This is a genomic window from Agrobacterium sp. CMT1 (assembly GCF_037203725.1).
Taxonomy (GTDB): domain Bacteria; phylum Pseudomonadota; class Alphaproteobacteria; order Rhizobiales; family Rhizobiaceae; genus Agrobacterium; species Agrobacterium pusense.
Genome location: NZ_JBBCAR010000018.1, coordinates 17805 through 33713 on the forward strand (window position 1 = coordinate 17805; position 15909 = coordinate 33713).

Annotated in this window: 11 protein-coding genes, 1 pseudogene and 1 riboswitch; of the genes and pseudogenes, 6 read left to right on the plus strand and 6 right to left on the minus strand. The window is 59.2% G+C overall.

Features of this window, described 5'->3' with window-relative positions:
• Positions 1-2 precede the first annotated feature (2 nt).
• From WA845_RS21360 to thiC, 5 genes and pseudogenes are all read right to left on the minus strand, one after another.
• On the minus strand, positions 3-1007 hold the full coding sequence (locus WA845_RS21360) for a P1 family peptidase (protein ID WP_112553247.1): 1005 nt from the start codon (positions 1005-1007) through the stop codon (positions 3-5).
• An 88-nt stretch (positions 1008-1095) separates the two neighbouring features.
• Positions 1096-1869 (minus strand): thiazole synthase, encoded by a 774-nt coding sequence (locus tag WA845_RS21365; RefSeq protein ID WP_337322566.1) that lies wholly within the window; start codon positions 1867-1869, stop codon positions 1096-1098.
• A gap of 3 nt (positions 1870-1872) precedes the next feature.
• Positions 1873-2070, minus strand: coding sequence for a sulfur carrier protein ThiS (thiS, locus tag WA845_RS21370; protein ID WP_004443639.1), 198 nt, complete (start codon positions 2068-2070; stop codon positions 1873-1875).
• Positions 2039-3041: pseudogene (thiO, locus tag WA845_RS21375) on the minus strand (glycine oxidase ThiO). Before thiO ends, thiS begins: the two are co-directional and overlap by 32 nt.
• Before the next feature lies 1 nt (position 3042).
• A complete protein-coding gene (gene thiC, locus WA845_RS21380; RefSeq protein ID WP_112553245.1) occupies positions 3043-4866 on the minus strand; it encodes a phosphomethylpyrimidine synthase ThiC in 1824 nt (607 codons plus the stop codon).
• Positions 4867-4960: 94 nt separating this feature from the next.
• Positions 4961-5072, minus strand: a riboswitch (TPP riboswitch).
• Between the two features lie 182 nt (positions 5073-5254).
• Between thiC and WA845_RS21385 the strand changes: the two genes are divergently transcribed.
• The 5 genes from WA845_RS21385 to WA845_RS21405 are packed head-to-tail and all read left to right on the plus strand — an operon-like array spanning position 5255 to position 11043.
• On the plus strand, positions 5255-5506 hold the full coding sequence (locus tag WA845_RS21385; RefSeq protein ID WP_003504852.1) for an acyl carrier protein: 252 nt from the start codon (positions 5255-5257) through the stop codon (positions 5504-5506).
• Entirely contained in the window at positions 5506-6687 is a 1182-nt protein-coding gene (locus WA845_RS21390) for an acyl-CoA dehydrogenase family protein (protein WP_337322567.1), read from the plus strand. The genes WA845_RS21385 and WA845_RS21390 overlap by 1 nt, the downstream gene beginning before the upstream one ends.
• Positions 6688-6691: 4 nt before the next feature.
• Positions 6692-7600: an amino acid--[acyl-carrier-protein] ligase gene (locus WA845_RS21395; protein ID WP_004443662.1), complete on the plus strand. Its 909-nt coding sequence runs from the start codon at positions 6692-6694 to the stop codon at positions 7598-7600.
• Between the two features lie 6 nt (positions 7601-7606).
• Positions 7607-8590, plus strand: coding sequence for a DUF1839 family protein (locus tag WA845_RS21400; RefSeq protein WP_006699104.1), 984 nt, complete (start codon positions 7607-7609; stop codon positions 8588-8590).
• On the plus strand, positions 8587-11043 hold the full coding sequence (locus tag WA845_RS21405; protein ID WP_112553243.1) for a glycosyl hydrolase 2 galactose-binding domain-containing protein: 2457 nt from the start codon (positions 8587-8589) through the stop codon (positions 11041-11043). The genes WA845_RS21400 and WA845_RS21405 overlap by 4 nt, the downstream gene beginning before the upstream one ends.
• Here the strand turns inward: WA845_RS21405 and WA845_RS21410 are convergent.
• Complete coding sequence (locus WA845_RS21410) at positions 11011-12825, minus strand: alpha/beta fold hydrolase (protein WP_337322568.1); 1815 nt, start codon at positions 12823-12825, stop codon at positions 11011-11013. The genes WA845_RS21405 and WA845_RS21410 overlap by 33 nt on opposite strands.
• Positions 12826-13169: 344 nt before the next feature.
• Between WA845_RS21410 and WA845_RS21415 the strand changes: the two genes are divergently transcribed.
• Entirely contained in the window at positions 13170-15887 is a 2718-nt protein-coding gene (locus tag WA845_RS21415; protein ID WP_112553239.1) for an ABC transporter transmembrane domain-containing protein, read from the plus strand.
• The last annotated feature ends 22 nt before the right edge of the window (positions 15888-15909 follow it).

The following is a 15909-nucleotide window of genomic DNA, read 5'->3' on the forward strand; positions in this document are numbered from 1 at the left end:
GGTTAAAGGCTCCGTCCATGAAGATCGCGATAGGCCTTTTGCGCTCCATCCACCGGCAAGGCCGTCGCCTCATAGACGCCACGCGCCACGGCCCGCGCCATCACAATGGTGGCAAGATGGCACAGTTCGGCGAAATGAACGCCGCCCTCAAGCGGTTTCTCGCCCGTCGCGGCCGCGAACATGGTGTCACCGTCACTCGGCAAATGGGCGGGCAGAACGGCGCGGGCCAACCCGTCATGCGCCATGATGGAAAGGCGATGTGCCTGCGCTTTCGTAAGTGCGGCATCCGTCACCACCGTACCGATGGTCGTTGCCGTGAGATTGACCCCCTTGAAGCGCAAGGCGGTATTTTCAGGCTCAAACCGTTGCGGAAAACCGCTTCCGCCAAACTCATCCGCCACCTCAAACGGAGCCGACCAGAAATGGCGGCTCGCACCGAGGGTTGCCGAGCCAAGCGCATTGACGGCGACAATAGCCGCCACTTTATATCCGCCGGAACTGACAGCACTTGCCGACCCCAGCCCTCCCTTGAAGGTCGCGGTCGTTGCTCCCGTCCCGGCACCGACCGTCCCGAGTTCGAAGGGCGCCGCACGCGCCGCCTTGAAAGCCGCATATCCCATGTCGCGATAGGGCGAATGCAAACCCCAGTCCTTGTCGCCGCCATTCAGAAGATCCATGAGGATCGCCTGCGGCACGATGGGTACGCGGGTGGAACCGACCTGAAGGCCGCGGCCGATCTCGCGCAGCCCGGCCTGAACGCCGCCTGCCGCATCAAGCCCAAAGGCCGAGCCGCCCGACAGCACGAAGGCATCCACGGTTTCAACCGTCATCGCCGGGTCGAGCAGGCCCGTGTCACGCCCGCCAGGCGCACCGCCCAGAACAGAACCTGAGGCAATGGCGGGCTTTTCAAAAACAATCGCCGTAACACCGGAACCGAGGGAAAGATCGGTAACATTGCCGACCGAAACGCCGTCTATGTCAGTCAGAAGATTGGTGAGTGCCGCCATGCCTTTTCCCTTTTCTCCCGGTATCCCGCCACCATCAGGCACTGTCAACGCAAAACGTGACACGCCTGATGTCGGCGACGAGCCGCGATCAGGAAAAAACCGCAGTCCCGATCACGGGCGTCGAGGGAACGGCCATGTCCCGCGGCTCCAGCGGTCCGGAAAGATATGCCTGATGGCCGGCTTCTATCGCCCGAGCGAATGCTTCGGCCATGCCGGCCGGGTCCCGCGCCCCCGCCACCGCCGTGTTGAGCAGAACGGCATCGTATCCAAGCTCCATTACGGTGACTGCATGCGACGGGCGGCCGATACCGGAATCAACAATCAAAGGTATGTCGGGGAAACGCGCCCGCATGGATTTCAGCGCCACCAGATTGAGCGGTCCCATGGCGCTACCAATCGGTGCGCACCACGGCATCAAAACCTTGCAGCCCGCCTCCAGCAGCTTCTCGGCGACGACCAGATCGTCGGTCGTATAGGGAAAGACCTCAAAACCATCGTCGCAGAGGATTTTCGCGGCTTCCACAAGCGCAAAGACATCGGGCTGCAGCGTATCGTGATGGCCGATGACCTCCAGCTTGATCCAGTTGGTGCGAAACACCTCGCGCGCCATCTTTGCCGTTAGCACAGCTTCCTTGGCGGTGTGGCAGCCAGCCGTATTCGGCAGGACGTTTCGATCCAGTTCGCGGATCAGTTCGAAAAACTGCCCGCCTTTCCTGCCGCCCGCCATTTCCCGGCGCAGCGAAATCGTCAGAATATCCGTGTTGCTGGCCCGGACCGCATCCGCGAGCACGGCGGGGGATGGGTACCGCGCCGTACCAAGGAGAAGACGGGACGAGACCTCACGGCCATAAAGCATCAGCATGGCTCAGCCTCCCTGCATCGGCGAGAGAATTTCGACGCGGTCAAAATCCTTCAGTTGATAATCGGCGCGCTCTTCCGAGTGCACCAGTTCGCCATTCACCGCCGTCGCCAGCCAATCGCCTTCGTATTCGAGGCTGGCAAGCAGGCCGGCCAGCGTCTCGGCGGCGAGATCAAGCTCGTCGCCATTGACAAGAAGTTTCATGATCCTGTTCCTTTTGAGAGAGTTTGGCGAATGATGTCAGCCGCCTGTCGCGCCATGGCCGGAGAAAGCAGAAAGCCGTGCCGGTGCGCGCCGTTGATGAAAATGGTCCGGCAGTCCTGCATGACCTTGGGGAGATTGTCGGGATAAGCAGGACGCACACCCGTGCCGGATTCGATGATCCGAGCTTCCGCAAACGCCGGATGCACGGCATAGGCGGCATTCAGGAACTCCATCATCGAACGGACGGAAATGGCCCCGGCATCCTCGGTCTCGATCATCGTGGCGCCCACCATGAAGCGTCCAGACTCGCGCGGGACGATGTAAAGCGGAATGCGGGGATGCAACAGCCGGACGGGACGGGAGAGGGATAGCTCCGAGGTAGCGAGGTAGAGCATCTCTCCACGCACGCCGCGTAGGTTGGAAATTTCTCCCACTGCCGCAGCTCCGGTGCAGTCCACCACCCGGTCGAACAATCGTTCATCGACAGGGATGCCCATGTGGAACCGCACACCCATGGTAGAAAGCCGCTCATGCAGCGATTTCAGCGCGAGACGCGGATCGAGATGCCCCTCGCCCGGGAAATAAAGCCCGGAGCGGAAGCGACCCGCAAGATCGGACTCCAGAGCGGCGATCTCGCCCTCATCCACCCAGCGATAACCGGTGGTCCGCGATGCGAAACGCGTAAGCTCTGCCCTGTCGCGTACTGGCGCAACGACCAGCGTGCCATTGCGAACCACAAGGCCGGGAGTTGCCTCATCCCACCAGTCAAGCGCCACCTTGCCAAGCGTCAGGACCGCTTCCTCCGCATTTTCGCGCTCACACCAGGGAGCCAGCATGCCGCCGGCATAAAACGACGCTCCACGAGAAGGCTCGCCACTGCGCTCCGAAACCTCGACAACGACGCCCCTCCGCGCCAGTTCGAAGGCCGCCGTCAAACCGGCAACCCCCGTTCCCTTGACAAGGACGTGCATTTTATTCGGCATTCGCAGGCGTCGGAAGCGGCATGTAAAGCTCACCGCCTTCCTTGAAGCGCGCGGCCATGGCCTCAAGCCCCTCCTTCTGCGCCTCGGCGCGGATATCGTGGGAAATCCGCATCGAGCAGAATTTCGGTCCGCACATGGAGCAGAAATGCGCAACCTTGTGCGCCTCCTTCGGCAGCGTCTCGTCATGGAAGGACCGAGCCGTATCGGGATCGAGCGACAGGTTGAACTGATCCTCCCAGCGGAACTCGAACCTTGCACGTGACAACGCGTCGTCACGCACCTGCGCGGCCGGATGCCCCTTGGCGAGATCGCCGGCGTGGGCAGCGATCTTGTAGGTAATGACACCCACCTTCACGTCATTACGATCCGGCAGACCGAGGTGTTCCTTCGGCGTAACGTAGCAGAGCATGGCGGTCCCGAACCAGCCGATCATTGCAGCACCAATGCCGGACGTGATGTGGTCGTAACCGGGCGCAATGTCCGTGGTCAGCGGCCCAAGCGTATAGAAGGGCGCTTCGCCGCAGGTCTTCAACTGCTTGTCCATATTCTCCTTGATCTTGTGCATCGGCACGTGGCCGGGGCCTTCGATCATCACCTGGCAATCCTTTGCCCAGGCGATCTGCGTCAACTCACCCAGCGTTTCCAGCTCCGCAAACTGCGCCGCATCATTGGCGTCAGCGATCGAGCCGGGACGCAGGCCATCGCCCAGCGAGAAGGAGACGTCGTAAGCACGGCAGATGTCGCAAATCTCGTCGAAATGCTCATAGAGGAAACTTTCCTTGTGGTGATGCAGACACCACTTGGCCATGATCGAGCCGCCGCGTGAGACGATGCCGGTGACGCGGTTGACGGTGAGGGGTATGTAATGCAGCCGCACGCCGGCATGGATGGTGAAATAATCCACACCCTGCTCCGCCTGCTCGATCAGCGTATCGCGGAACACTTCCCAATTGAGGTCTTCGGCAATGCCGTTCACCTTCTCCAGCGCCTGATAAAGCGGCACGGTACCGATCGGAACCGGCGAATTACGGATGATCCATTCGCGGATATTGTGGATGTTGCGGCCGGTCGAAAGGTCCATGACGGTATCCGCACCCCAGCGGATGGCCCAGACCATCTTCTCAACCTCTTCCGCCATTGAGGAGGTGACGGCGGAATTGCCAATATTGGCATTGATCTTGACGAGAAAATTGCGGCCGATGATCATCGGCTCAAGTTCAGGGTGGTTGATATTGGCTGGAATGATGGCGCGGCCCGACGCCACTTCCTGACGCACAAATTCCGCCGTGACATAATCAGGAATATGCGCGCCGAAACTCTCACCGTCACGCGCGAGCTTCTCCTTCGCTGCCTCGCGCCCGAGATTTTCGCGAATGGCGATGAATTCCATTTCGGGCGTGATAATGCCCGCCCGCGCATAGGCAAGTTGCGTCACCGCCTTGCCCGCCGTCGCTCTCAGAGGCTGGTGACGCACGCCAAATTCAGGCGTCAGGCGCTCACCGGTGGCGAAACCATTATCTTCCGGTTTGACGTGCCGTCCCTCGTAAGCCTCGACATCACCGCGCGCGATGATCCAGTCATGACGCAGACGCGGCAGACCCTTTTCGATCAGGACCGGATGGTTGGGGTCGGTATAGGGACCTGAGGAATCATAAACCGTGACCGGCGGCTCGCCCGCCGTCGGGTGCACTGCGATCTCGCGCATCGGTACGCGGATATGCGGATGCAAAACGCCCGGCCTATGGATTTTCGTGGAGGCGGCATGCGGGCCGGTTGTAACGACGAGCGGTATAGTCTTGGCAGCGATATTCATCTTGAGGCTCCAAAGTTTAACAGTGGAGACCCAGTTCGAGCCGGAATGATGGAAAATACCTGTGTGCCGAAACGCGGCGCCATGCGCCGTCCGACATCAGGTCTTTGCACCGTCCCTACGCCAGTATGAACTGGATCAGGTTCAACGGGTCACTGCGCATGAAAGCAGAATCTCAGCCCCTTGACGGGACACCCCTGGTGAATGGCCCCAGCAAAAAACACCCTTAGGCTTTTGTCAAGACCGGCGATCCATGCTTGGCAAAGGTGCGGGAATGGCGCATGCTGCCGTTAGTTGTAATTAACCTAACGGTTTAGGCGAATATTATCGTTTGCAACGTAACCATAAGCACAAACCATCCTGATGTGAAATTCATGGGAGATACGTCGGAATGAATGCGACTATACGTGAAATACTGGCAAAATTCGGCCAGCTTCCAACCCCCGTCGATACGATTGCAGATGAAGCCGATCTTTACGCGGCGGGCCTTTCTTCCTTTGCATCGGTGCAATTGATGCTCGGCATCGAAGAAGCATTCGATATCGAATTCCCGGACAATCTGCTGAACCGCAAGTCTTTCGCCAGCATCAAGGCCATTGAAGACACTGTTAAACTCATTCTCGATGGTAAAGAGGCAGCCTGATGAACGTCACCGTCGCGCCGCAGGATGAAACGCTGTCCGCGCGCGCGCGCCGTGTCGCGGTAATTGCCGCCAAATATGCGGACGAGGTGGATGTCACCGGCCGCTTTCCGCAGGAAGCCGTTGATGCACTGAGGCAGGAACGTCTGCTCGGCATACAGGTCCCCTCACTGCTGGGCGGCGAAGGTGCCTCCCTTCAGGAAATCGCCGATATCTGCGCCCGGCTTGGGCAGGCCTGTTCGGCAACGGCGATGATTTTCGCCATGCACCACATCAAACTGTCGAGCCTTGTGGAACATGGAGAGGCGAGCGCATGGCACGCCGACTTCATGCGCCGCGTCGCCGGCGGCCAGCTTCTGCTAGGTTCCGCCACCACCGAAGGCGGCATCGGCGGCAATCTGCGTAACTCCATCTGCGCAATCGAAGTCGAAGGTGATAGCTGCCGGCTGGAGAAGGACGCCACGGTCATTTCTTACGGCAGCAACGCCGATGCGATCCTGATTACGTCGCGCGCCCACAAGGATGCCGCGCCCGCCGATCAGGTGATGACCGTCTTCCTGAAAAACCAGTATACGCTTGAGAAGACCCATGTCTGGGATACGCTCGGCATGCGTGGCACCTGTTCGGACGGCTTCCTGTTCCGCGGCGAAGCGCCGGCGGCGCAGATTTTCCCAAAACCTTTCGCAGAAATCGCTGCGCAATCCATGCTTGCAAGCTCGCATCTGCTGTGGAGCGCCGTCTGGTATGGTATCGCGTCGGATGCGGTGCTGCGCGCCCAATCTTTTGTCAGAGCTGCGGCCCGCAAGTCGCCCGGAACGGCTCCTCCCGGCGCGATCCGCCTTGCCGAGGTTTCCACCAAGCTGCAGGTGGTGAAATCCAACATCATAGCCGGCATCAAGGCCTACGAGGACACCAAGAGCGATCCGGAAAAATTGATGTCGATGGCCTTTGCCGTTGCCATGAACAATGTGAAAATCTGCTCTTCGGAAACCATTCTCGAGATCATCGACCACGCCATGCTGGTCTGCGGCATCATGGGCTACAAGAATGGCACGCCCTACAGCCTCGGCCGGCATCTGCGCGACGCGCATTCCGCCCGCCTGATGATTTCCAACGACCGCATTCTCGGCAATTCCGCCAATCTCCTGCTGGTTCACAGGCAGGATACGAGCCTTTTGGGATAAGACCATGGACATGCAAACATCGTTCCTCGATCGACTGTTCGAAGAAGGCCTGCTGATTGAAACGGGTGTGGACGGTCTTTATGGACGCAGCGGCCAGTTCGAGGACGTGATTGCCGCCTTCGAGCGGCTGATCGACCGCACCGGTGGCGCCGATGGCGCCGAAGCGATCCGTTTCCCGCCCGGCATCAACCGCGCCTATTTCGAAAAAAGCGGTTACATGAAGAGCTTCCCGCAGCTCGCCGGCACGGTCCATTCCTTTTGCGGCTGCGAACTGGACCATGTCAGCCTGCTGAAGACCATGGATGAGGGCGGCGACTGGACCAAGGACCAGAAAGCCACCGATATAGTACTAACGCCAGCGGCCTGCTACCCGCTTTATCCAACGATCGCCAAGCGTGGCGCGCTGCCTGCCGGCGGCGGTCTCTATGACATCCAGTCCTATTGCTTCCGCCACGAGCCCTCCAAGGATCCGGCCCGCCAGCAGCTATTCCGCATGCGCGAATACGTCTGCATGGGCACCGAGGCCAACGTCACCGAATTCCGCCAGACCTGGATGGATCGCGGCGTCGAGATGATGAAAGCGGTCGGGCTCGACGTCACCATCGATATCGCCAACGATCCATTCTTCGGCCGCGCGGGCAAGATGCTCGCCAACAACCAGCGCGATCAGAACCTGAAATTCGAACTGTTGATCCCGGTCACGTCAACGACCAGCCCGACAGCCTGCATGAGCTTTAACTACCATCAGGACGCCTTCGGCCAGAAATGGGGTCTGAACCTCGATAATGGCGATGTCGCCCACACCGCCTGCGTCGGTTTCGGCCTTGAACGCATCGCGCTGGCACTGTTTGCCCATCACGGTCTCGACGTGAAGAAATGGCCTGCGAAAGTCGTGGAAACACTCTGGGGCTGATTATCCATGCAGCAGATTTTTCCCGGTCTCGATCCCAAAAACTATGTGCAGCATCCGCTTCATTCTTCCGAAAGAATGTGGCCGGAAACCAATTGCTATATTGATTTATGGATCGAGGTGCTGGCCTCGAAAGGCTTATCCCCGGAAGCCATGTTCGGTTTCACCCTGACGCAGGACTTCGAAGGCGACCAGTTCACCTTCTTCAAGGTGCCGCTGGAAGACCTCGAAGCCCTTTATGGCGTTCGCGCCACCGAGCTTGCGATCTTCGATAAGGTGGAAAACCACATCGAGGCGCAGCTGGAACGCGGCCGCATCTGTCTGATCGAGATGGACAGTTTCTATATGCCCGATACCCATGGGGTGGGCTACCGCAAGGAACACGGCAAGACCACGATCGCCATCAACCGGCTCGATCTCGAAAAGCGGGAACTCGACTATTTCCACAATGCCGGCTTCTTCCATCTCTCCGGCGAGGACTTTGACGGGCTTTTCCAGCATCATCTGGCTGAAACCGACCCGCCTTTCCTGCCCTATACGGAATTTGCGAAATTCGCGGACGGCAATCCTTCGCCGGCGCATGTTCGCAAGACCGCCGAACGGCTCCTGAAGTTTCATTTTTCCCGGCGACCTTCCTCGAACCCGGTCCGGGCCTTTGCAAAGGTGTTTCCGGCACAGGTGGAAAAGGTCGCAGACCGGCCCTTCGGGTTTTTCCACAAATACGCGTTCAATACGCTACGCCAACTAGGTGCCAATTTCGAACTGGCGGCAAGCCACTTCGAATGGTTGGACGCGGATAGTTTTTCTGAGGCAAAGAACCACGCGCTAAAAATCTCCGAGGTTGCCAAGACCGTGCAGTTCCAGCTTGCGCGCGCCGTCACCCGCCGCAAATTCGATGCGCTGGCCACCGTTCTCGATCCGGCCGCGGATGCATGGGATGGTCTGATGCAAAGCCTTGGCAAAAAACTGTCTGATGCCAGCGAGGCCGCGTGAGGACCTATCTTCCGGGTGAAAGCGAGGAATTGCTGAGCGAAGGCTGGACGCTGGCGCTGACGCCCGCCGATGCCTATGAAACGCCCTCCGATATTCCCGCCTCGCTCGAAAGCCTCCATGTCTCCGTTCCCGGAACCGTGGCGCAGGCTTTGGAAGCCGCTGAAAAGTTCGACCGCCTCGCTCCGACGCCCCTCAATGGCAGGGACGCCTGGTACAGGCTGACGATGATTTCCGATGTCCGGGAGCGTGCCACCCTGCGCTTCGACGGTCTTTCCACCATCGCGGAGATCTTCTTCAACGGTGAGCTGATCGCGGCAAGCCAAAGCATGTTTGAAAGACTGGAAGTGCCTGTGGAACTAACGGGTGCGGATGAACTCGCGATCTGCTTCAGAGCGCTGGCACCCCGACTTGAAAAAACCGGTCCCCGCGCTCGCTGGCGGCCGCAAATGATGAATACGCAGGGGCTGCGGCTGATCCGCACCACTGCACTGGGTTATATGCCTGGATGGTGCCCGGAAATACACCCCGCCGGCCCATGGCGACCCATCAGCCTGATACGGCAGAACGGAATTCTCTGCACGCTGCAATCTTCGCTGGACGGGGCCGGAACGGGAACGGTCAGCATCGCGCTACAAGGTAGCCGCCCGATAAAGTCGGCAAAGCTTGGCTGCGCCGGTTACAGCGCCGATCTTTCTCTAGACGAAGGCGGCACACTTTCCGGCGAACTGCGCATAACTGATGTGGAGCAATGGTGGCCACACACGCATGGCAGGCCAACTCTGCATGACGTCGTTCTTGAGCTGGACGGCACGCAACATCGCCTTGCACGCACGGGCTTCCGGCAGGTCGAGATCGATCACGGCGAAGACGGTAAAGGTTTCAGCCTCAGGGTGAACGGTCAACCGGTGTTCTGCCGTGGCGCGGTCTGGACGACGGCGGACATCGTGCGCCTGCCGGGAATGAGGCCGGACTACGAGCCATGGCTTCGAAAAGCAGCGGAAGCGGGCATGAACATGATCCGCATCGGCGGCACCATGACCTATGAGACCCCGGAATTCTTCGCACTTTGCGACGAACTCGGCATCATGGTCTGGCAGGACGCCATGCTCGCCAATTTCGATTATCCGGCAAGGGACGAGAGTCTGCGCCAGCACATCGTCACGGAAATCTCGCAGTTCCTTGAAGCCACCGCGCTTTCTCCATCGCTCGCCATTTTTTGCGGTGGCAGTGAAATGTACCAGCAGGGCGCGATGCTCGGCCTTCCGGAACAGATATGGAAGGGAACGCTGACCGAGGAGGTTCTGCCGGAACTTCTTGCCGACAAGCGGCCGGACGCGGCCTATGTCGCCAATTCCCCCTCCGGCGGCGCATTGCCCTTTTTTCCGAACACCGGGGTCGGCCATTATTACGGCGTCGGCGCCTATTGCCGTCCGCTGGAAGATGCGCGTCGCGCCGGTCTGCGCTTTGCCGCCGAGTGCCTGGCCTTCGCCAATGTTCCCGAACAGGAAACGCTGGACAGGTATCTACCCGGCGTGGCCGTGCACGATCCACGGTGGAAAGCGCGTGCACCGCGCGATCGCGGCGGCGCCTGGGATTTCGAGGATGTTCGCGATCACTATCTGAAGCTGCTTTACGATGTCGAACCGGACGTTCTGCGGCGAGAAGACGGCGGTCTTTATCTCGACATGTCCCGGGCCGCGACGGCCGAAGTCATGGAGGCGACTTTCGCCGAATGGCGGCGCAGCGGTTCATCCTGCCAGGGCGCTCTTGTCTGGACCCTGCAGGACCTCCTTCCCGGTGCAGGCTGGGGTATCATCGATGCCACCGGCAGGCCGAAATCCGTCTGGCATGCGCTGAAAAGGGCGTTTCGCCCCATCCAGGTCAATCTGCTCGACGAGGGCACGAACGGGTTGGACATTCAGCTGATCAACGAGACCGGCAACACCTTCGAGGGCATGCTCGAACTCACCTGCCTGCGCGACGGCGCCCAGCCCGTCGTTCATGCCAAGCGATCGATCACGCTGTCATCGCGACAGAGCCAGACGATTGCCGCGACTGATCTGTTCGGGGCGTTTTTCGATACGACCTACACTTACCGTTTCGGCCCGCCGTCCCATGATGTCACGGTGGCCCGGCTTCGCGACGTTGCGACCGGACAAGTCATTGCTGATGCATTCCATTTTCCGCTCGGCCGGAAAAAGGCGCTGCACGCGGCAAACCTCCAGGTCGCCATCAGCCAAAACAACGATATCTGGTCGCTTGAGATCGGCACCGACCGTCTGGCGCAGTCCGTCCATGTTGCCGCAGAAGGTTACCGCGCTTCGGAAAACTGGTTCCACCTTGCCCCCGACGAGAGCAGAAAGATCGGCCTTGTGCCGGAGACCGTAGGATCTCAGACGCCTCCTTCCGGTGACGTGGTGTCATTGGGGTCCAGACGACGATTTTCCTTTTAGGGCCACCCGCGTCACGGTCTCCATATAGGTTCTCTTCGCCTCAGGCGTGGAGAGGTTGTGGTCGCCATCGGGGATAATGGTCAGCGACACATTTCGATAGGCGGACAGCCCCTGCCCTTCGGCGTCGAAATAATAGCGGAAATGCTCCAGACCATCATCATTATCGCTGTAAAGCAGATTGACGGCAGTCCCTTTTGCCTTCAGCAGATCGAAAGCGCGGTATACGGCCCGTCCTTCCTCGCTGCCACGGCGGAACAGCCTCGCCGTTTTTGTCGAAAGCTTCTTCATCGTCGCCTTGACGATATTCAATCCGGCACTGACAACATCCACATCGCCGCTGATGAGACGCTTGAACGTGGCGCCCTGACGAAAGCGCTGACTGTATTCCCCAAAGGAGCGGGGCCGCTTGTGCAACGCCTCATCGACCGAACGGCCTTTCCGCCAGTGGAAGACAACCGGGTTGACAGCAACCACCGCTTCAATCCTGTCATCGACAAGCGCGCCATTAAAGGCAAGGTATGCGCCGCTACATCGGCCCGCCGCGATGAACGGACCATTGCTGCCCCGTTCGAGGAAATCGAGCGCGGCGGACACATCGTCATTCTGCGCGGCATCGTAAAGAACCTGATCCGGCACGCCTTTTACCGGCGGACTATCGGCAATGTTGGCCGCATCGAAACGGAGGGAAGCGACGCCCTCCCGGGCAAGCGCCCGGGCGATCTGCACCGAAAGCCTGCCCCAGCCCGCGTGCCGGTCATAGGCCGCCCCGAGCAGCAGAACCGAGGAGACCGCACGCCGGTCGTGCGGTGTGCAGGAAACGCCAAAAAGTCGCCCGCCCTCACCAAACTGCACCGGCTGTTCGAAAAAACCCTGACCGCGCTGCGCCGCGTTGATGACGAAATCAGCCGGGCAGGCCGCGGAGCCTGAGGCCTGTGTCTGAGAAGAGACCCAGCCCACCAGCCGGCTCACCACATTTTCCGATATTTTCGACAGCGTGGGACTGGAAACGAGATCGTCATAGCCCGAAAATTCGGCCTCCTCCACCTCACCGCCGATTGCGGTGAGGTGTGTGGCGAAATCACCGTCCGTGACGCGGCCCGGCCTCGACAGAACGAGAATGCGGCGAGCCGGAGCGGCATCGAGATTCGAAAGATTGATCTTCTTGACGGTATCGGCCACACCGGCTGGCATCGCCATGCCGGCGATTGCACCTGCCTGTGGCATGCGTTGGCTGGCACGCAGGCCAAGTCCATCGTCGATCATCGAAGACCACATCGCCAGTTCGCGCAGATAGGCACGTCCTGAGACGACGGGTGCCAGAAACGCCATGGAGCTGGCGGCTCCGGCAAGCGCCTCGGCAGCGATCGGGCAACCGAGGCCCTGGGCTATGACGACCACGCCCGAGCATCCGGAGAGGCGCCTGAGATAGTTCAGCGCCGCCCGCGTATCGGAAAGCCAGTCCGCCACGCGGCTCGCATCTTCCGGATCAAGTGCATCTCCGGTGCCAAGATAGTCAAACCGCAGGCTGGCGACGCCGCAAGCCGCAAGCCGTTCGGCCAGAACCCTTTGGAACTTGCGGCTGCAAAGCTCCTCCATGCCCCACGGACTGACAAAAAGAACGGCGTGTTCCTGCCGCAAGTCCTGGCGTGCCGGATGAAAAATACCCGCAAGCCCGTCAAAGGAAACCGGACGGGCGATCGTGCCGTCCGCCGCAATGCCGGAAAGCAATAATGCATCGAGGGAAGAATTGCTGCTTGTATGCTCTGAAATATCTATTGCCATAGACCTTGCCACCATTGCGCCAGCGTCGGGCTCAACCATTACGGGATTACTATACCGAAGTGTCTTAATGCCTGTTCTACAATAAAAACAATAACATTAGAGAATCCTAAAAATACCATGTCGTCTGGATCGACAAAAACGCATGCGATGCAGACAGAATGGCTTCGCGTGGCGACAGGTCGCGTTTGAGCCGCTATTTTTCTCGAAACCGCTTGAATATGCTGATAAATAGCGAGTCACATACCTATCTGCAGGAGGAGGTTGCGCCACCCGGCCGCCGGATCATCTAGACACCGCGCAAACCAACACGCCGGGCCCGCCCCGACAGGTCATAGAAGTTTTATATGGAACAAAGCCTTACGCGTTACATCTGGTCGCATACCAAGCGGCAGCAGCTTTTCATCCTGCTGATCGTCGCCCTGTCCATGATCCCTTATTTCCTCGCCTTCGACCTGCCCAAGCAGATCGTCAACGGCCCCATTCAGGGAGACGGCTTCGAAGGAGCGAATGCAACCCAGCTCTTCATGCATCTCACGGTCGATATCCCCTATTGGGGCACCGTGACCCTGTTCCCGGGGCTTGAGCTCAACCGCATGTCGATGCTGATGGCGCTCAGCCTGACGTTCCTTGCGCTTGTTATCATCAATGGGCTCTTCAAATATTACATCAATACCTACAAGGGCCGGCTTGGCGAACGGCTTCTGCGGCGTATTCGCTTCGAACTTATCGACAAGATCCTGAGGTTTCCGCCCAGCCATTTCAAACGGGTGAAGGGCGCTGAAATCTCCAGCATGGTGAAGGACGAGGTAGAGCCGCTCGGCGGTTTTACCGGCGACGCCTTCGTGCAGCCGGCCCTTCTCGGCGGCCAGGCGCTCTCCGCCCTCTTCTTCATTCTCGTGCAGAACTTCTGGCTCGGCCTGATCGCGGCCTTCATGGCGGCAATTCAGGTCGGCATCATTCCCAAGATGCGCCGCCGCCTCATCGAACTCGGCCGTCAGCGGCAGCTGAGTGCACGCCAGCTCGCCGGACGTATCGGTGAAATGGTCGACGGCATCGGCACGATTCATGCCTATGACACGTCCAATTACGAGCGTGCGGATGCTTCGCATCGCCTCGGCGACATCTTCAAGATTCGCTACGATCTCTACCAGTGGAAGTTTCTGGTCAAATTCATCAATAACTTCCTTGCCCAGCTGACCCCCTTCTTCTTTTATGCGCTGGGCGGATATCTGACCCTGAAGGGCAGCCTCGATGTGGGGCAGCTGGTCGCCGTCATCAACGCCTATAAGGAACTGCCAGGGCCGCTGAAGGAGCTGATCGACTGGGATCAGGCCCGGCAGGATGTGCAGGTAAAGTACGAGCAGGTCTTCGAACAGTTCGATGCGCCGAACATGATCGACGAGAAGGTGCAGAAACTTTCTCCCGGTGCCGTCGCAGCCATCGCCGCACCGCTCGTCGTCGCCAATCTGACGCTCGAAGACGATAGCGGCAGCCGGCTTCTGGAACAGGCATCCCTCAAGATCGAGCCGGGTGAGGTTATCGCCATCGTCGGTGGTGCCGGAGGCGAGGCACTGGCGGATGCGATAGGCCGCACGCTCTGGCCGAGCTCAGGCAAGATCAGCATCAACGACGTCGACATTCTGGAATTGCCGGAATCGCTGACGGGACGGCGCATCTCCTACGTGTCCTCGGACAGCTATTTCTTCCATGCCAGCCTGAAGGACAACCTGCTATACGGTCTCAAACACGCGCCGCTTGCAGAGAAAAACTATGAGGGCGCGGCGCTGGACCATCGCAAATGGGAAATCCGTGAAGCGAAGATGGCCGGCAATCCGCTGATCGACATCAACAGCGAATGGATCGATTATGCTTCGAGTCCGGCAGGCGACGGCAAACCGGAAAATCTCATACAGGCCATCCTAGCTGTTCTCGACAGTGTGGAACTGTCGCAGGATATTCTGGAATTCGCCCTGCGATCGTCGATCGACCCGTTGACAGACCTGCATCTCGCCGCCCGGATCGTTGAATTGCGACATGTCCTGCGCGCCGAGCTGGAAAAGGAAAATCTGAGCGGCCTGATCGCGCCTTTCGAGCTGGAGAGCTACAATAGCGAGGCGACGGTCGGCGAAAACCTGCTTTTCGGCACCATGCGGGACTCGTCCCAGTCAATCAGGACGGTCATCGAAAGCGACTATTTCCGCTCTTTGATGCGCGAGACCGGCCTGGTCAAAACCCTGTTCGAAATGGGCTACACGATCGCCGAGAACATCGTGGAAATCTTCGCCGATCTGCCGGGGGATCACCCCTTCTTCCAGCAGCTCACCTTCATGACGCCTGACGATATTCCGGTCTATCAGCAGATGCTGCAACGCCTTCAGGGCCGGAATTTCGACGAGGCCAATGAAAGCGAAAAACGCGCGATGCTGCGGCTGAGCTTCTTCTATATCGAGCCCCGCCAGCGTTTCGGCCTGCTGACGCCGGAAATCATGAACCGCATCGTCGAGGTCCGGCACATGTTCCACGAGAAGCTGCCCGACAGTCTGAAAAACGTGATCGAAATCTACGATCCGACCAAATACATGAGCGCCACCAGTCTTCTGGATAATATCCTCTTTGGCAAGGTAAGCCACCGCTACACCGATGCTTCCCGGCGCATCACCCGCATCGTTGCTGACGTCATGCGCAAGCAGGGCGTTTACGAACGGGTGCTGGCAGTGGGTCTGGATTTCAATCTGGGTGCAGGCGGCAAGCGGCTAGGCCCGCTACAGCGCCAGAAGCTTAATCTGGCACGGGCGCTGATCCGGAAATCCGACATTTACGTCTTCAACCGCCCGCTTCCGGGCCTCGACCCGAGACAGCAGGAAGAAATTGTTGAAAGGGTCATCACACTCCTGAAACAGAACAACAATAACCCCTCGATCATATGGGTTCTGTCGAATGCGCACCTCTCGCGCATGTTCGAGAGGGTCATCGTTGTTCATCAGGGGCTGATCACCGCTGACGGAAGTTACGAGACTCTGGTCGAGGAAAACGGTACATTCAAGGAGATGGTCGCGACATAATTCCAAGAATGTGACCGAGGTG

What these genes read in the sequence shown, in the direction of transcription:
- WA845_RS21360 (WP_112553247.1), bottom strand. Translation starts at nt 1,007, where the DNA reads ATGGCGGCACTCACCAATCTTCTGACTGACATAGACGGCGTTTCGGTC.
- WA845_RS21365 (WP_337322566.1), bottom strand. Translation starts at nt 1,869, where the DNA reads ATGCTGATGCTTTATGGCCGTGAGGTCTCGTCCCGTCTTCTCCTTGGT.
- thiS (WP_004443639.1), bottom strand. Translation starts at nt 2,070, where the DNA reads ATGAAACTTCTTGTCAATGGCGACGAGCTTGATCTCGCCGCCGAGACG.
- thiC (WP_112553245.1), bottom strand. Translation starts at nt 4,866, where the DNA reads ATGAATATCGCTGCCAAGACTATACCGCTCGTCGTTACAACCGGCCCG.
- WA845_RS21385 (WP_003504852.1), top strand. Translation starts at nt 5,255, where the DNA reads ATGAATGCGACTATACGTGAAATACTGGCAAAATTCGGCCAGCTTCCA.
- WA845_RS21390 (WP_337322567.1), top strand. Translation starts at nt 5,506, where the DNA reads ATGAACGTCACCGTCGCGCCGCAGGATGAAACGCTGTCCGCGCGCGCG.
- WA845_RS21395 (WP_004443662.1), top strand. Translation starts at nt 6,692, where the DNA reads ATGGACATGCAAACATCGTTCCTCGATCGACTGTTCGAAGAAGGCCTG.
- WA845_RS21400 (WP_006699104.1), top strand. Translation starts at nt 7,607, where the DNA reads ATGCAGCAGATTTTTCCCGGTCTCGATCCCAAAAACTATGTGCAGCAT.
- WA845_RS21410 (WP_337322568.1), bottom strand. Translation starts at nt 12,825, where the DNA reads ATGGCAATAGATATTTCAGAGCATACAAGCAGCAATTCTTCCCTCGAT.
- WA845_RS21415 (WP_112553239.1), top strand. Translation starts at nt 13,170, where the DNA reads ATGGAACAAAGCCTTACGCGTTACATCTGGTCGCATACCAAGCGGCAG.